This window comes from Paenibacillus sp. NRS-1760, assembly GCF_050467785.1.
Classification (GTDB): Bacteria; Bacillota; Bacilli; order Paenibacillales; family Paenibacillaceae; genus Pristimantibacillus.
Genome location: NZ_JBITPK010000016.1, coordinates 117,613 through 132,737, shown reverse-complemented (window position 1 = coordinate 132,737; position 15,125 = coordinate 117,613). Strand labels below are relative to the sequence as shown.

The 15,125-nt window shown below is 45.3% G+C and carries 10 protein-coding genes; all 10 read right to left on the bottom strand.

Annotated features, from left to right (window positions below; all coding sequences use genetic code 11):
- Nucleotides 1-56 precede the first annotated feature (56 nt).
- Nucleotides 57-1,562, bottom strand: a complete 1,506-nt coding sequence (locus tag ACIFSR_RS25190; RefSeq protein WP_430060859.1) for an ABC transporter substrate-binding protein — start codon at nucleotides 1,560-1,562, stop codon at nucleotides 57-59.
- A gap of 6 nt (nucleotides 1,563-1,568) precedes the next feature.
- The gene (locus ACIFSR_RS25185; protein WP_076268354.1) at nucleotides 1,569-2,459 is read right to left on the bottom strand and encodes an ABC transporter ATP-binding protein; all 891 of its coding nucleotides are present in this window, start codon (nucleotides 2,457-2,459) and stop codon (nucleotides 1,569-1,571) included.
- 8 nt (nucleotides 2,460-2,467) lie between these two features.
- Nucleotides 2,468-5,398: an ABC transporter permease gene (locus ACIFSR_RS25180; protein WP_339208750.1), complete on the bottom strand. Its 2,931-nt coding sequence runs from the start codon at nucleotides 5,396-5,398 to the stop codon at nucleotides 2,468-2,470.
- Between the two features lie 3 nt (nucleotides 5,399-5,401).
- Nucleotides 5,402-6,466, bottom strand: coding sequence for an efflux RND transporter periplasmic adaptor subunit (locus tag ACIFSR_RS25175; protein ID WP_339209586.1), 1,065 nt, complete (start codon nucleotides 6,464-6,466; stop codon nucleotides 5,402-5,404).
- The gene (locus ACIFSR_RS25170) at nucleotides 6,438-7,169 is read right to left on the bottom strand and encodes an ABC transporter ATP-binding protein (RefSeq protein WP_430060857.1); all 732 of its coding nucleotides are present in this window, start codon (nucleotides 7,167-7,169) and stop codon (nucleotides 6,438-6,440) included. The genes ACIFSR_RS25175 and ACIFSR_RS25170 overlap by 29 nt, the downstream gene beginning before the upstream one ends.
- A 177-nt stretch (nucleotides 7,170-7,346) precedes the next feature.
- Nucleotides 7,347-9,074 (bottom strand): methyl-accepting chemotaxis protein, encoded by a 1,728-nt coding sequence (locus ACIFSR_RS25165; protein ID WP_430060855.1) that lies wholly within the window; start codon nucleotides 9,072-9,074, stop codon nucleotides 7,347-7,349.
- Between the two features lie 174 nt (nucleotides 9,075-9,248).
- Nucleotides 9,249-9,896, bottom strand: a complete 648-nt coding sequence (pyrE, locus tag ACIFSR_RS25160) for an orotate phosphoribosyltransferase (RefSeq protein ID WP_430060853.1) — start codon at nucleotides 9,894-9,896, stop codon at nucleotides 9,249-9,251.
- Nucleotides 9,889-10,626 (bottom strand): orotidine-5'-phosphate decarboxylase, encoded by a 738-nt coding sequence (pyrF, locus tag ACIFSR_RS25155; protein ID WP_430060851.1) that lies wholly within the window; start codon nucleotides 10,624-10,626, stop codon nucleotides 9,889-9,891. Before pyrF ends, pyrE begins: the two co-directional genes overlap by 8 nt.
- 137 nt (nucleotides 10,627-10,763) lie before the next feature.
- The gene (gene carB, locus ACIFSR_RS25150; RefSeq protein WP_430060849.1) at nucleotides 10,764-13,988 is read right to left on the bottom strand and encodes a carbamoyl-phosphate synthase large subunit; all 3,225 of its coding nucleotides are present in this window, start codon (nucleotides 13,986-13,988) and stop codon (nucleotides 10,764-10,766) included.
- Entirely contained in the window at nucleotides 13,975-15,120 is a 1,146-nt protein-coding gene (carA, locus tag ACIFSR_RS25145; RefSeq protein WP_339208742.1) for a glutamine-hydrolyzing carbamoyl-phosphate synthase small subunit, read from the bottom strand. Before carA ends, carB begins: the two co-directional genes overlap by 14 nt.
- Between the last annotated feature and the right edge of the window lie 5 nt (nucleotides 15,121-15,125).

The window sequence follows — 15,125 nt, the reverse complement described above, 5'->3', positions numbered from 1 at the left end:
GGAAAAAGCCCGCAAACGACGCAGAGGTCGATTACGGGCTTCTTTCTTATTTCAAATTATCTTGGCATTGGCATAATTTCGACTCCGCCGCCGTTGCCTTCTCCAGTTGGATTGTTTTTAATTTTTTCCAAAACCGCGTTTCCACGTGTTTCCCACTCAGCTAGCGCTTCACGAGCAGATTTTTTCTTCTCGATTACAGCCTGGAACAATTCATAGCCAGGTTGTTGAGCTTCCCATACGCCTGGTTTCTCACGGAAGATTTTGTCCGTATCTACAGCCGGCATTGGCTTAAGTGAAGTAAATGCGTCAATATTGTATTGCAAACCGCCGATTGGCGTCAAAAATTCCTTACGTGCAACCATTTCATATAGACTTCTTGATTTCAGCTTAGCCCATTCCTTGCTATTGGAGAACTTGATGAAATCCCAAGCGTCTTTATCGTTTTGAGCTTTGTTGTTAATACCCATCAACTGGCTCAATGAAATACTGCTGCCTACTTCTGGATCGCTTGGAGAAACGGGAACTGTCACAACGTCCCAATCAACAGCTTCAAAATCTTTAATTTTCGAAGCGTTGTCCGAAGCTCTCTTAAGCTCATTGATATAACCATAATCACCGATCGTCATCGCAATTTTGCCTTTGATGAACAAATCACCATAGAATGGGTCATTGCCGCCTTCGGAATTTTGCTTTTCATACATTTTATTCATAAATTCTTGTGTAGGAATCACTTCTTCTTGATACAGCGATGCAACAGTGCTCCATACATTTTCCCACTGATCGCTATTGACGAGCATTTTCTCGCCTTTGTCATCCCACATTTTTAGCTGCAATGCTTGGCTATAAGACTGCGCATTGCTAAAGCCGTCATTGGACCAACGATTGAAAGAGAATCCAAATTTACGGTCCACGCCTTCACCTTTAGCGACTTGACGTGCCAGGTTAAGAACTTCAGTCCACTCCATTTTGTTTGTCGGAGGAGTTACACCAGCTTCAGTAAACATTTTTTTGTTGTAGTAAAGTGCAGAAGAGTTGAACGTTGGCGTCAATGCATACAATCCGCCGTCACCAGCAGCTTTAATGCCTTCAACAACAGTTGGAACATAATCCGACAAGTCGAATTTATCTTGTGCTACTAGCGGATCCAGCGGTTGCAGCAAGTTGTCTTGTGTCATCCGACGAAGCATATTGTAATCCAGAACAACCACATCGACTGGATTTGATCCAGTTAGCATTTCTTTCATTTTTTCATACGGATCTGGCTGCTTTGTTGGCTTTGCAGGATCTTGCTGTTCAAAGCGTTGATCATCATAGTTGATTGCGCCTACGATTTGGAACTCAATGTTAGGATGAGACATTTCATACATATCCGTGTATTGCTGACGGAAATACGGCTCATTATCCGCACCGCCATAAAGCACGCCAATACGTAAAACCCGTTTTTCTGTAGAGCTGTCTGAGCCGCTGCTGCACGCTGCAAGCAGGCCAATAAGCAGGGTAAGTGTTAACGATACTAAAGTAAATTTGCGAATTCGCTTGCCTGACAATCTTTTATTATTCATTTGGTTTTAACCCCCTAGTGATTTAGGCGGAGTAATAATAATCCGCTCGCCGTCAAATTCCATCGTTGCTTTGTCTTTAATATTAAGAGCAGATAAATATTCCTTAGGCACTTGTAAACGTCCAACGCGATCTACCACGACATAGGCTTCATGCACAGACTGCAGTCCGCTGCTAACAGCTGGAAGCTCTGCCTCACCTCCATCAAGATTAATATTCGGATTGCGTTTAATAAACTCGGTGCTCGTCAAGCCATCGCGAATGGCAACCACTCGGTCTACCTTGCCTGCAAGCGTCAAGTCATGCGTTACAATGACGATGGTAATACCGATCTCGCGATTCAACCTGCGGAAAATACCCATAATCAAATCGGAGGTAGCCGTATCAACCGAACCTGTCGGTTCATCCGCAAGCAGAAGCTTCGGGCGATTCGACAATGAAATGGCAATGGCAACCCTTTGCTGCTCACCGCCTGACAATTGATGGAGCTTGTTATGCATTCGCTCCTTCAAACCAACCCATTCAAGCAGCTGCTTCGCATATGCGCGATCAACCTTCCCCGAAAGCATCATCGGCATTTCTACATTTTCGAGGGCAGTAAGATAAGGCAGCAGGTTTCTGGCATTATTTTGCCAAATAAATCCTACCGTCTCCCTCTTGTATTTCACTAGATCCTCTTCGGAAATCTTCAGAAGATCCCATGGACCTACATGCACCTGGCCGGCTGAAGGGCGGTCAAGACCGCCCAGCGTATTCAGAAGCGTCGATTTCCCGCTGCCGCTGTTGCCGATGATAGCCATTAGCTCGCCTTCGTTTACTTTTAGGTTCAAGCCTTGCAGGGCAACGACCTCTAGATCGTCTGTCTTGTAAATTTTCACTAGACCTTCGCAATCGATCATCGCTGTTGTCATCGTTCTTCTCCCATCTTGACCGCTTGATGCACTCTAAGCCTGCGTATGTGCAGGAAGAGGAGCAATGCGCCGGTCAGCATCATAAATCCGACAACTATGAACAATTGGTTCGTATCGCTAGACTCGAATATGACTCGGAAAGGCGGTACTGTTTCTGCAACGTTTTCTGTCGTTTGCAAGAATGGAAGAAAGAGCAAGCTCACTCCTTTACCTATTAACACGCCAAGTCCAATCGCAAGTCCTGCTGTAAATAGCTGCTCCAGAAGCAGCATCCCTGTAAGCTGTCTTCGCGATAATCCCATCGCCCGCAATACCCCGAATTGGACAACGCGCCCTGAGAGATTGAAGAACCAGAATAGTACGTAGCCAGCTAATGTGATGATGACCGAAACAAGGAAACCTAAGCTCAATATTCCGAATACGCCGCCTCTAGTTGGAAGCTTCGATTGAATGATTAGCTCGCTTCTCACATCTTTAATAGCTGCTATCTCCACCCCAGCCTTTTGCAGCGCTTCAACGATCGGAGCTACTTTAGCATCAGGCTTCATCTTCAGCCAAACCTCATAAGGAATAAGCGGAAGCTGGTCATAAATATAATCTAAATTCGTGATAATAAACGGAGATTTATCCGGATATTGGCTAGGCCAATAAGGCAAAATGCCAACGACCATAAAATCCACTTTACCTTCGGCGAATCCAACTGACACGGGATCTCCGATTTTTAATTGATATTTCTCTGCTACTTTCGAAGGAATAAGTGCCGCATGCTCATATTTACCCAAGTTATTTAAATAATAATTCGGATGAACTGGGTACAAATCATTGCGGAACCAGCCGACCTTGGCAAAGTCGACATTATCAATTCCCATTACGGTTCCTTGACCAATCGATTTGCCTGAAATGACCACGCTGCCCTTCGTCTGTAGTACACGAGCAGCCGCTTCTACGCCTTCAAGGGAACGGAATAGCTCAAATGGCGGTTCACTGAACAACATCTTTGAAGGTATGGTTTGACCGCCACCGCCTCCGCCGCCTGAACCACCGCCGTTGCCTCCTCCTCCATTTCCGCCGTTTCCACCGCCGCCAGAACCGCCGCCATTGCCTCCACTGCCGCCGTTACCACCATTTCCGCCGTTGTTGCCAGGCGTCGTGGTAATTTCCGGAGAGCCTTCCCATACCGTTTGAATGGTTACGTCTGCTCCGTATTTATACAGCGTACGTTCCGTGGAGTTCAAATCAATCGTTCTAGCTGCCGATGCGTTATAAACACCAAGCCCCAGCGTCAGCACCAATAGAATCATCAAAGGGTAATACCCTTTAGATGAACGTGAAAGCTGAGTCAGCGTCAAATAAAGCGGAACCGGTAAAAATTTGCGTCCTAGCCATGTAAACACCTTCAATAGCCATGGGAATAATCTTAAGAAAAACAACCCAAATGCAAAGATTGATAAGGCAGGAACAAAAAATAAAAATGGCTGTACGTTTAATTGATCCGTTGTCATGCCTGTTTTGAATGTCAACATTTGGCGCTCATTGAACATATACCAGCCATAACCAGCAGCGGCAATTAACAAGACATCAAGATACCAACGCTGCCAAACTGGCTTGCGATCAGAACGCGCCAGATCCTGCTTATAACTAACGATTGAAGATCTTGCATAAATAACAGCTGGAATAATGGTCGCCATAAGCGCTAGAAAGACTGCAGCTCCACCAGCAATAATGGCCTCAGTAGAGAAGCCAACCGGTATGGACTTCCGATTAACGAAAGAAAGGAAGCCATTGGCTGATCCGATACTCTTCGCCATGAACCAACCTATAAACGGACCGCTTCCAAGCGCGATACCTCCAAGCAGTAGTCCTTCGAGCAAATAAATCCATATGATTTGCCGTGTGCCGGCCCCCCTGCTTCGAAGCACTGCAATGTCGCTTCGCTGCTTATCCAGTGACTGCCTTGCATTCATGGCAATGAAGAAAAACACCATCGCAAGCATTGGAGCAGCTAGCGTAAACAGCAATGTTTGCAGCTGCAGGCTTTGTTTCTTAAATTCGGTAAGCGTGGATGCAAAAGAAATTTCTACTCTTGTGTCCTTAAGACGCTGATACAGCTCAATATTCAAGCGTTCTAGCGTCTTGCTTAACGGTGTTAATTGACTCGTTTTTACTTCTGATAAATCAAATGCGTAGTACCAGCTTGCATTATGCAGCGGTATTTTTTTATTCGCTAACAGCGTCTTTTCGAATGCTGCTTTGCTTATTTGAAACGTGTTCAGCAAGCTTTCCATCCCTTGATACCAGTATGAACTCGTATCAGTAAGCGGTTTGACTGCTCCGACAATTTTCACTCGCAATGTCAGATCCAGTCCACCGTATATCGGATATTCAAAAACATCGCCGATATGTACATCATTTCTATACATTGCTTCCTCGAACATGACTGCTTCGAGTATGTCTCCATCCCCTTCGGTGTTTGAAAACCATTTACCTTGGGTCAGCTCTGTATTTTTTTCAAGTTCTGACAAGTTCATAATCGTCAGTTGACGGTTTCGTCCTGCGTCTACTTTGCTTGAATCCTCAGGAACGACCTCTGCACCGCGAATGGAATAGCTGTTTACATACGTACCAAATGGAAATCCAATTTCCTTCGGTATTCCATCTTTAATATACTTTTCAAGCTCCGACAGCGCTGCTAAATCCGTTTTCCCGCCAGCAGGTGATTGATATCTCATGAGAAGCGAGCCCGCAGGTAATCCGGTACTCTTCTGTTGCAGTGATTCGGCTACTACTCTCTTGAGTGCACCATCTGCATACATAGGGATACTCGTTGCAAATGCAACCGCCAGAGTTAGCCCAGCCAGCGTGCTTAAGGTTAGCCAGCGCGTGTTCCACATTTTGCGGAACAAAAAACGAAACAGCGGAATTCCCATTGGCTATCGACCTACAACTTTCTGCCCCGGTTTCAACCCTTTGAGGATCTCGATATTCGTCGAGGTTTGTTGGCCGACCTCTACGTCAACTTCGCGCTTAACTTCGCCTTCAATGACCTGCACGTACGTACGAGATCCAATAGAACGAAGCGTAGAAGGAGGAATAACAATAGCATTTTCAGTGCGCTTCGTAATGACTTTAATCGAAAGCGGCATGCCGCGATTCAAGTTTTTAGGCAAATCCTTAAGATCAACGATTAAGAAGTCTTCGGGTTTTTCCGGTTTCTCTACGCCAGAACCACCACCGCCGCCGCCGTTGTTCTGTTCCTCCGTTTTGTAAGGGAGCTGCTTGATCTTGCCTTTAAATTTACCAACGCTCGTAATATCAGCCGTTACTTCCATGCCAACGCCTAATTTTTCTAGCTCTGACTTAGAAATTTTGGCTGCAGCTGTAATCTTGCTCGTATCGGCTACAATTGCAATTGGAGCATAGGCTTTAATCAAATCGCCCTTCTGCACGTTAAGCGATACAATCGTTCCGGCAAATGGAGCTTTTAATGTCGCTTTCCCGATTTCCTCTTCCATATCGACTAGCTTCTGCTTCTGTTCTTCAAAAGCAATCAGCTTACCTTCGAATTCAATCGGATCCATTTCATCACGCTGGCGAAGCGTGTCTTTCATCTCATTTTCGATTTTCCTAAATGAAAGCCGCTCTTGCCGTAAGCTTTTGACCAGTACATCAACGTCCAGCTGACCAATCACTTGACCGGCTTTTACAGTTGTTCCTACTTTCACATTCAACTCTTTCAAATTCTTGCCGTCCAATGTGAAAAACATCGTCTCTTCTTCCAAAGAGATAAGCTTGCCGATCAGCGGTATCGACGTTTCTAATGTCGTCGTCGTTACCTCATACTCGGGCTTTTTGGATATTTGTGCAGGGGCAATCTCAGGAATAACCTCTTCTTCATCTTCTGCGGGAAGCAAGGAGCACCCGCTTGAAAGCACCAAAGAAGCACTTAATACAACAACCATTGAACGCTTAAATAAATTTTCCGTCCACCATTTCATAGACAATGTCAGCAACCTCCAAAATCGTAGGATCATGTGTAGTCATACAAATAGATACTTGTTCAGTGCGAATAATATTTTGGAAAACCGCCATAATTTGAGCTGACATGCCAGTATCAAGCTCTGCCGTCGGTTCGTCAGCAAGCAGCAGCATTGGCTTATGGGCGATCGCCTTAGCAATTGCGACCCGCTGCTGCTCACCGCCGGAAAGCTCGAAGGGACGATGATTCATTCGGCGCTCCAAACCAACCAGTTCAAGACATTGCGTAACTCTATCCTTCCATTCCGCTCGTGGTACACCAGCCATCCGAAGAGACAGCTCCACATTCTCACGTGCGGACAATAGCGGCATAAGTGCGAAGGCTTGAAATATAAAGCCCATGTGCTTTCGCCTAACTAAAGTGCGTTGGTCATCGCTCATGCTGTGAAACTTCAAACCGTTAAACAAAATCTCTCCTTTGCTTGGCGTATCGAGCCCGCCCAAGCAATTCAGCAGCGTCGTCTTGCCAGAGCCTGATCTGCCTCTAAGCATGACTAATTGGCGCTCTTTAAGCTCCATATTGATGCCCTTGAGTACAGGCAGCGGAGTTCCTCCAACTTGGAACGTTCGCTCTACATCAATAACTTTAAGCAGATCGCGTCTTTCCTCAGTCGTTTCAAACTGCTCTTCTACCTTCTGTTCTTCTTCCTGCGGAATGGCCATTAGCGCTTCCGATCCCTCCTCAACCAACTTTCATAATTCTCATCTTACATGATAGACGTAGGACATGCTCAAAAAGTTACGTCAAATTTAAACAACTTTTTAAAACCTTTTTCGAACAAAAAAAGCTGCTTTTTGCGAAGGCTTAAACTCCGCATAAAAAACAGCTTTTACATTATCTTACTTCACCTTGAAATGAGAAATAGCAAGGTCCAAATCGCGTACAATTTCCTCTAAATGAACAGCTGCTGAAGAAATGTTATCCATCAAAGCGAGCTGTTCTTCCGTTGCGGCAGCAACATTTTCTGTCTTCTCCAGATTAACGGCAGCTGTAGCAGCCGTTTGCTGCATTGAGGCGCTTACCTGCTCCGAGCTGGCTGACATTTGCTGAGTAATTGCAGAATTTTCATGAATCTGCTCACTCATCTGTGTAATAGAAGCAACGATGACATCCAAGTTCTGACGAACCTCGCCTACCCGCGCGCTGCCTCGCTCCATTTCCAGAACCGTTTGCGACATGTAAGCCGAGGCTCCTGCGATTTCACTTCGGGTAATGTCCACCAGTTGATGTATCCCGTCAGCAGATGCAAGGGATCCCGCTGCCAGCTTCCGAATCTCTCCTGCAACGACCGCAAAACCTCTGCCGTGTTCGCCTGCACGAGCTGCTTCTATTGATGCGTTCAGCGACAAAATATTCGTTTGGTTTGAAAAACTTGTTATATTCTCGGCAATTGCACCTATCTCCTTGGAACGATGCTCAAGCGTTTCAATTGTATTCGATAGTTTTCCAGTTACTGAGGTCACCTCGCTCATTTGATCAATTAACCGGAGCAGCGCTTCATGACCAAGTTCAGCCTGCTTAGAGGTTGAAGATGATTTATCGGCAATTGAGGCTGTATTTTCTGCGATTCGTTGAATGCCTATCGTCATCTCTTCGATCGCTCTAGAAGTTTCCTCCGCACCTCTTGCTTGTACTTCTGAGCCACTCGCTACTTCCTGAATATTTTGAGCGACATGCTCTGCTGCATCTGCAGATTCCTTAGATGCAGTCGTTAACTGATCAGTTGACTTGGTCACTTCAGCTGCATTGCTAGCAATACCGCTAATCAGCTGCTTTGTAGCTTCAATCATATGATCCACCGATTGCGAAATACGGCCAAGCTCATCCTTGCTGTATTTCTGATCCGGAAGAACCGTTAAATCCCCTTCTGCTACTCGCTGTGTCTTAAATACAACGCTCTTGATTGTCTTCATTATATGACGCACTGTAAAGTACATAGCAATTAATATAACTAATGTAACCGCAATGATGCAGATTAAGAGAGTAAGCTGCGTTTTTCTAAGCTCATTTGTAATATCAGTAATCGTGGTTTGTGCATAAATATTAATATTTTGACCGATTTCATCAATCCCTGTACGGCTTGTTAAGAAGCTATTATCGATCTGTTTATTTTGAAAATTGTTCTTTCCATCCGCTGCTGCTTTTACCGCAGCAACTGACCAGAAATTAAAATTAGCCTTAAACTCAATTAAAATTTGGTTTATGCTGCGCTCAGTTTCTCCTTCTGCTAAGTTCTGAAGTCCTTTCTCATATAAAATGGCTTGCGCTTCTCCTACCCTGTCTTCAACTTGTTTTATATTTTCGGCTAACTCCGCTCGAGCAGCGTCTGCATTTACTTGATCCAAAGTACCGGATTCCACTCTCAAGTAAGCTTGATAGGCCTGATACATATCCCTATCCGCGTTTAATACTAATGTGTCTACTTGATTAGAAGTTTCATAAATACGATCTGTCATGTCATTCAACACACGCCATTGCTCATTGAGCAAATAAATCCCTGTAAATGCGTAAAACATAAGTGGAACCAACGACAACAAGACCAGCCTAACACGTAAAGACAATTTCATTAAAACCCCGCCCCTCAATTCATGACTATACTCTATAATTATTTATCGGAGACAAATAGCTATTAAGAAGAGTCCCTTTCAAAAAAAATTAAATTTTAGTGTCGAATTATGAACAATTTTGTCACAAAAAAAGCGAGCTCTCATGGAAAGAGCACGCTTTTTTTATTTCAGTAATTATTTTCCAAACGATTGAGGATCTTGTCTCCAAGCTTGCAAAGCAGCTACATCTTCAGGAGCAACTTTTCCAAGCTCTACAGCTGTTTGAATAAGTGCACTATAGCTAGACAATGTAACAAGAGGCATTTGCTCTGATGCAAAGGCTTGAATCGCTGAATCAAATTCGTAAGTGAATATAGCAAGCACCGCCAACACTTCTGCGCCTGCTTCTCTAACTGCAAGACCAGCTTTAAGCGAGCTTCCGCCTGTCGAGATCAAATCCTCGATCACGACGACCTTTTGACCAGGTAGAACACGGCCCTCGATTTGATTCTGCTTGCCATGACCTTTCGCCTTATCGCGAATATAAGCCATCGGCAGATTTAGCTTCTGTGCAACCCAAGCTGCATGGGGAATACCGGCTGTTGAAGTGCCCGCAATAACCTCTGCATCCGGATAACGCTCACGAATGATCGTTGCGAAACCTTCTGCAACAAGATCGCGAATCGCCGGGTATGTCATCGTAAGGCGGTTGTCACAATAGATTGGTGATTTAATGCCTGATGTCCATGTGAATGGCTCATTAGGGCGAAGTGCTACAGCTTCGATTTCTAGCAGGCTTTTAGCAATTTGATTAGGCAATTCAGTTAAAGTAATTTTACTCATAGGAAATCAGCTCCTCAATAATAGATTCTAATGCTGCACGCGGGCTTGGTGCTGCTGTAATCGGGCGACCGATTACCATATAATCAGTTCCTTTGCGCAGCGCCTCACTTGGCGTCATGATGCGTGATTGATCATTAACATCCGCTCCAATGGGACGAATGCCTGGCGTTACGGTTTTGAAAGAGCTGCCGCATAGCGCTTTAATAGCTTCAACCTCTGAAGGTGATGCGACAACACCGTCCAAACCCGCTTTTTTGGTAAGCTCTGCATAACGAAGCACTGCCGCTTCTACGGTTCCGCTAATACCGATCTGCTCATTGAGCATCGACTGGCTCGTACTTGTTAAATGGGTTACCGCGATTACCGTTGGCTTGCGAATGCTGCTGCCTGTTAATGCAATATCTACGCCTTCAAGCGCAGCCTCCATCATATCACTGCCCCCTGCTGCATGGACGTTAAACATGTCAACTCCCAATTTCGTTACGCTATTAGAGCCGCCTTTGACTGTGTTCGGAATATCATGCATTTTCACATCAAGAAATACGTAGTAACCACGCTCTTTCAAGCTTTGCACGAAGGAAGGACCGGCAGCATAAAACAACTGCATGCCCACCTTCATAAAACAGGGAATGCCTTGCAGTTCGGCAATTAAACGTTCAGCCGCTGCTGCATCTGGATAATCAAGGGCTACCATAATCCGTCCTGCTGCTTGCTCTTTAGTCAATTTCATCCGAAATCGCTCCATTTCTCTGTTCATTTGCAAAATAAACGGCCATACGTTTGCTTCAAGCTATCCACCTTGAGACTAACGTCTTAAGGTAGATAACGAAGCAATAAACGCTGGCCGTACTTTTAAGCTCAGAGAGCTTATTTGTTTTGTAGCGCTACTGGCATTGAACGGGAGGAGAAGTTCAACGTTTCGAGCATAACAAGCAATGCACGAACTGTATCAAGCGATGTCATACAAACGACGCCATTCTCAACCGCTTCACGACGAATTCTGAATCCATCACGTTCAGGAGCTTTTCCTTTAGTCAACGTATTGACTACAAATTGCGCTTGCCCTTCACGTACTAGATCAAGAATATTCGGCGAGCCTTCGCTAAGCTTATTAACCGTCGTAACGATAAGGCCGGCTTCTTCGAGTGCTTTCGCCGTTCCGCCTGTAGCAATAATTTTGTAGCCTAGGTTAAAGAATCCGCGAAGCAACTCTGTTGCTTCCTCTTTATCTTTATCCGCAACTGTAGCAATGATAGCGCCTGATGTAGGAATTTTCATACCTGCGCCAATGAGACCTTTATAAAGGGCTTTCGCATATTGAACGTCGCGGCCCATTACTTCGCCTGTTGATTTCATTTCCGGCGTTAGCGTTGGGTCAACCCGGCGCAGCTTCGCGAAGGAGAAGACAGGAACTTTTACCGAAACATATTCATCCTCAGGCCACAAGCCTTCAACATAACCAAGATCAGCAAGCTTCGTACCGAGAATTGCTTTAGTAGCTAAGTTTGCCATCGGAATATTCGTAACTTTACTTAGGAAAGGTACGGTACGCGATGAACGCGGATTAACTTCTATCACATATACTTTTTCTTGGTGAATGACGAACTGGATGTTAACAAGTCCAATTACGTTAAGAGCTTTAGTAATGCTAATCGTGATGTCAACGATTTGCTGTTTAATTTCTTCCGAAAGTGATTGTGGTGGATATACCGCAATGGAGTCGCCTGAGTGAACGCCTGCGCGCTCAACATGCTCCATAATCCCTGGAATAACTACGGTCTCGCCATCACATATTGCGTCTACTTCAGCTTCTTTACCTAGCATATAACGGTCGATTAGAACCGGGTGCTCAGGGTTGATTTTCACTGCAACTTCCATATAGTTAAGCAATTCTTCGTCCGAGTACACAATTTCCATTGCGCGTCCGCCAAGTACATAGGAAGGACGAACGAGTACCGGATAACCAAGTCCTTGTGCCGTAACTACCGCTTCATCAACAGAGATAACCGTTTTGCCGTCAGGCTGTGCGATGTTCAGGCTGCGAAGCAATGCTTCGAATTTCTTGCGATCCTCTGCTGCATCGATGCTCTCAAGGCTGGAGCCTAGAATGCGTACGCCAGCTTTGGAAAGCGGAGCTGCAAGGTTGATTGCCGTTTGACCGCCGAATTGTACGATTACGCCAATCGGATTTTCTTGCTCAATAACATTCATTACATCTTCAAAGAACAATGGCTCAAAGTAGAGTCTGTCCGAAGTGCTGAAGTCTGTTGAAACCGTCTCTGGGTTATTATTAATAATAACAGCTTCATAACCTGCATTTTGAATTGCCCATACCGCATGAACCGTCGAGTAATCGAACTCGATGCCTTGACCGATACGAATTGGTCCAGAGCCAAGGACTAGAACCTTCTGTTTGTCCGTAACTGTTACTTCATTCTCTACTTCATAAGTGGAGTAGTAATATGGTGTCGAAGCTTCAAATTCAGCTGCGCATGTATCAACCATTTTGTATACCGGCTTTAAGTTAAGCTGTTCGCGAAGTGCACGCACGTCAGCTTCCGTTGTGTGACTGCCATTCGGGAAACCTTCTTGACGAATTTCAGCAATAGAGCGATCTGAGAAGCCTTTGCGTTTAGCTTCATACAACGTTTGTTGATTCAACGTTGATTCGCTGCGCATACGATCCTCGAATGCTACGATAGACTGAATTTTATCAAGGAACCACCAGTCGATGTTTGTAATGTCTTGGATTTCTTGAAGCTGATAGCCCCGGCGGAACGCTTCTGCTACGAGGAACATACGCTCATCATCCGGCTTCTCTAGACGTGCGCGAAGCACTGCATCTTCTAAAGAAGAAGCTTCTTTCAAGTGAATGCGGTGAGCGCCAATTTCCAGTGAACGAACCGCTTTATGAATGGATTCCTCAAACGTACGGCCGATAGCCATAACTTCGCCAGTTGCTTTCATTTGCGTACCAAGTTTACGGTTCGCGTTTACGAATTTATCAAACGGCCAGCGTGGAATTTTCGATACGATATAATCAAGTGTTGGCTCGAAGCAAGCATACGTTTGTCCTGTAACAGGGTTTACAAGCTCATCGAGTGTGTAGCCGACAGCGATTTTTGCTGCCATTTTGGCAATTGGGTAGCCTGTTGCTTTCGACGCTAGTGCCGATGAACGGCTTACGCGCGGATTTACTTCAATGACATAATATTGATAGCTTTGTGGATCAAGTGCGAACTGTACGTTACAGCCGCCCTCGATGTTCAGCGCACGAATAATTTTTAGGGAAGCTGAACGAAGCATTTGATACTCGCGATCAGACAAGGTTTGGCTTGGCGCTACGACGATGCTATCGCCTGTATGTACGCCAACCGGGTCAAAGTTTTCCATGTTGCAGACAACGATACAGTTATCGTTCGCATCACGCATAACTTCATATTCGACTTCCTTCATGCCTGCGATCGATTTCTCGATCAAGCACTGGCTAATCGGGCTATAACGGATTCCAGAAGCAACCGTTTCGCGCAGTTCTTCTTCATTCGCACAAATACCGCCGCCTGTTCCGCCCAGTGTATAAGCAGGACGAACGATGATTGGGTAACCGATCGTGTTAGCGAAGTTAACTGCATCTTCTACTGTAGTCACGATGTCACTGTCTGGTACTGGCTGTTCCAGCTCACGCATAAGGTCACGGAATAAGTCGCGATCCTCCGCTTTCTCAATAGCTGTCAGTTGTGTTCCAAGCAATTTTACATTCTCGCGTTCAAGAACGCCTGCGCGTGCAAGCTCAACCGCCATATTAAGGCCTGTCTGGCCGCCAAGCGTCGGAAGAAGTCCATCTGGACGTTCTTGACGAATGATTTGTGATACAAAATCTAAAGTAATAGGCTCGATGTATACTTTGTCAGCCATGTTCGTGTCTGTCATGATTGTTGCTGGGTTACTGTTTATAAGAACAACCTCATAGCCCTCTTCTTTGAGCGCTTGGCAGGCTTGAGTACCGGCATAGTCGAATTCCGCCGCTTGTCCGATGACAATTGGACCGGAACCGATCACGAGAATTTTTTTGAGTTCATTATTTTTGGGCATACTGAAGCTCTCCTTTCAACGTCTCCGACAACACAGCTTGACGAGGTTTTTGTGGGTTATTTTTCTTGTGCGTACGGATCATTTCTAGGAACTCATCAAACAAATAGCTGGAGTCATACGGTCCAGGCGCAGCTTCTGGGTGATATTGAACCGAGAAAGCTGGGAATGTATTATGTTTAAGTCCTTCGATCGTGCGGTCATTGTTATTGATATGTGTTACTACAAGCGGCGTGTTCGCTACTGATTCTTCAAGCACCGTGTAGCCATGGTTTTGTGAAGTAATGTAGCAGCGGTTAGTTGCCAATTCTTTAACCGGGTGGTTTCCGCCGCGATGTCCGAATTTAAGCTTCGTTGTTTCTGCTCCGCAAGCTAATGCGAACAGCTGGTGGCCTAAGCAAATTCCGAAGATCGGATATTCGCCGAGCAGCTCAGAAATCATTTTTACAGCATAAGGTGCATCTTGCGGGTCCCCAGGGCCATTGGACAATTGAATGCCGTCTGGAGCTAGGCGACGAATTTGGTCTGCTGTTGTATCGTGAGGAACAACGACTACATCGCAGCCGCGCTTAGTAAGCTCGCGCAAAATACCGCTTTTTGCACCAAAGTCAACAAGTACGATACGCTCGCCTTGACCCGGGCTTGAGAATACATGAGATGTAGAAGTGCGTGCAACTTGATCCGTCATTAGCTTCGAGATATTAAGACGTTCAGCAAGTTCTTCTACACGCTCATTGCCTGTTGTAATTAGGCCTTTCATTGTACCGTAGTTACGAAGCTTGCGAGTAAGCATACGTGTATCGATGTCGCTGATGCCCGGGATGCCGTATTCTTTAAGAAGTTGTCCTAGTGAATATTGAGCACGCCAGTTGCTTGGCACTTCTTCATGACGACGAACGACAAAGCCATGAATAAATGGACGCATCGACTCAAAATCATCACGTGTAATGCCGTAGTTGCCGATTAGCGGATAGGTCATCGTTACGATTTGTCCGCAGTAGGACGGATCGGACAAAACTTCTTGATAACCAGTAATTCCAGTATTAAATACAACCTCGCCCATCATTTGTGCTTCTGCACCGAACGAAAGTCCTGTGAACAATGTACCGTCTTCCAATAATAATCTTGCTTGCATCCGTA

What these genes read in the sequence shown, in the direction of transcription:
- pyrF (WP_430060851.1), bottom strand. Translation starts at nt 10,626, where the DNA reads ATGAAATTGACTAAAGAGCAAGCAGCAGGACGGATTATGGTAGCCCTT.
- ACIFSR_RS25185 (WP_076268354.1), bottom strand. Translation starts at nt 2,459, where the DNA reads ATGATCGATTGCGAAGGTCTAGTGAAAATTTACAAGACAGACGATCTA.
- ACIFSR_RS25170 (WP_430060857.1), bottom strand. Translation starts at nt 7,169, where the DNA reads ATGGCCATTCCGCAGGAAGAAGAACAGAAGGTAGAAGAGCAGTTTGAA.
- pyrE (WP_430060853.1), bottom strand. Translation starts at nt 9,896, where the DNA reads ATGAGTAAAATTACTTTAACTGAATTGCCTAATCAAATTGCTAAAAGC.
- ACIFSR_RS25180 (WP_339208750.1), bottom strand. Translation starts at nt 5,398, where the DNA reads ATGGGAATTCCGCTGTTTCGTTTTTTGTTCCGCAAAATGTGGAACACG.
- ACIFSR_RS25165 (WP_430060855.1), bottom strand. Translation starts at nt 9,074, where the DNA reads ATGAAATTGTCTTTACGTGTTAGGCTGGTCTTGTTGTCGTTGGTTCCA.
- ACIFSR_RS25190 (WP_430060859.1), bottom strand. Translation starts at nt 1,562, where the DNA reads ATGAATAATAAAAGATTGTCAGGCAAGCGAATTCGCAAATTTACTTTA.
- carA (WP_339208742.1), bottom strand. Translation starts at nt 15,120, where the DNA reads ATGCAAGCAAGATTATTATTGGAAGACGGTACATTGTTCACAGGACTT.
- ACIFSR_RS25175 (WP_339209586.1), bottom strand. Translation starts at nt 6,466, where the DNA reads ATGAAATGGTGGACGGAAAATTTATTTAAGCGTTCAATGGTTGTTGTA.
- carB (WP_430060849.1), bottom strand. Translation starts at nt 13,988, where the DNA reads ATGCCCAAAAATAATGAACTCAAAAAAATTCTCGTGATCGGTTCCGGT.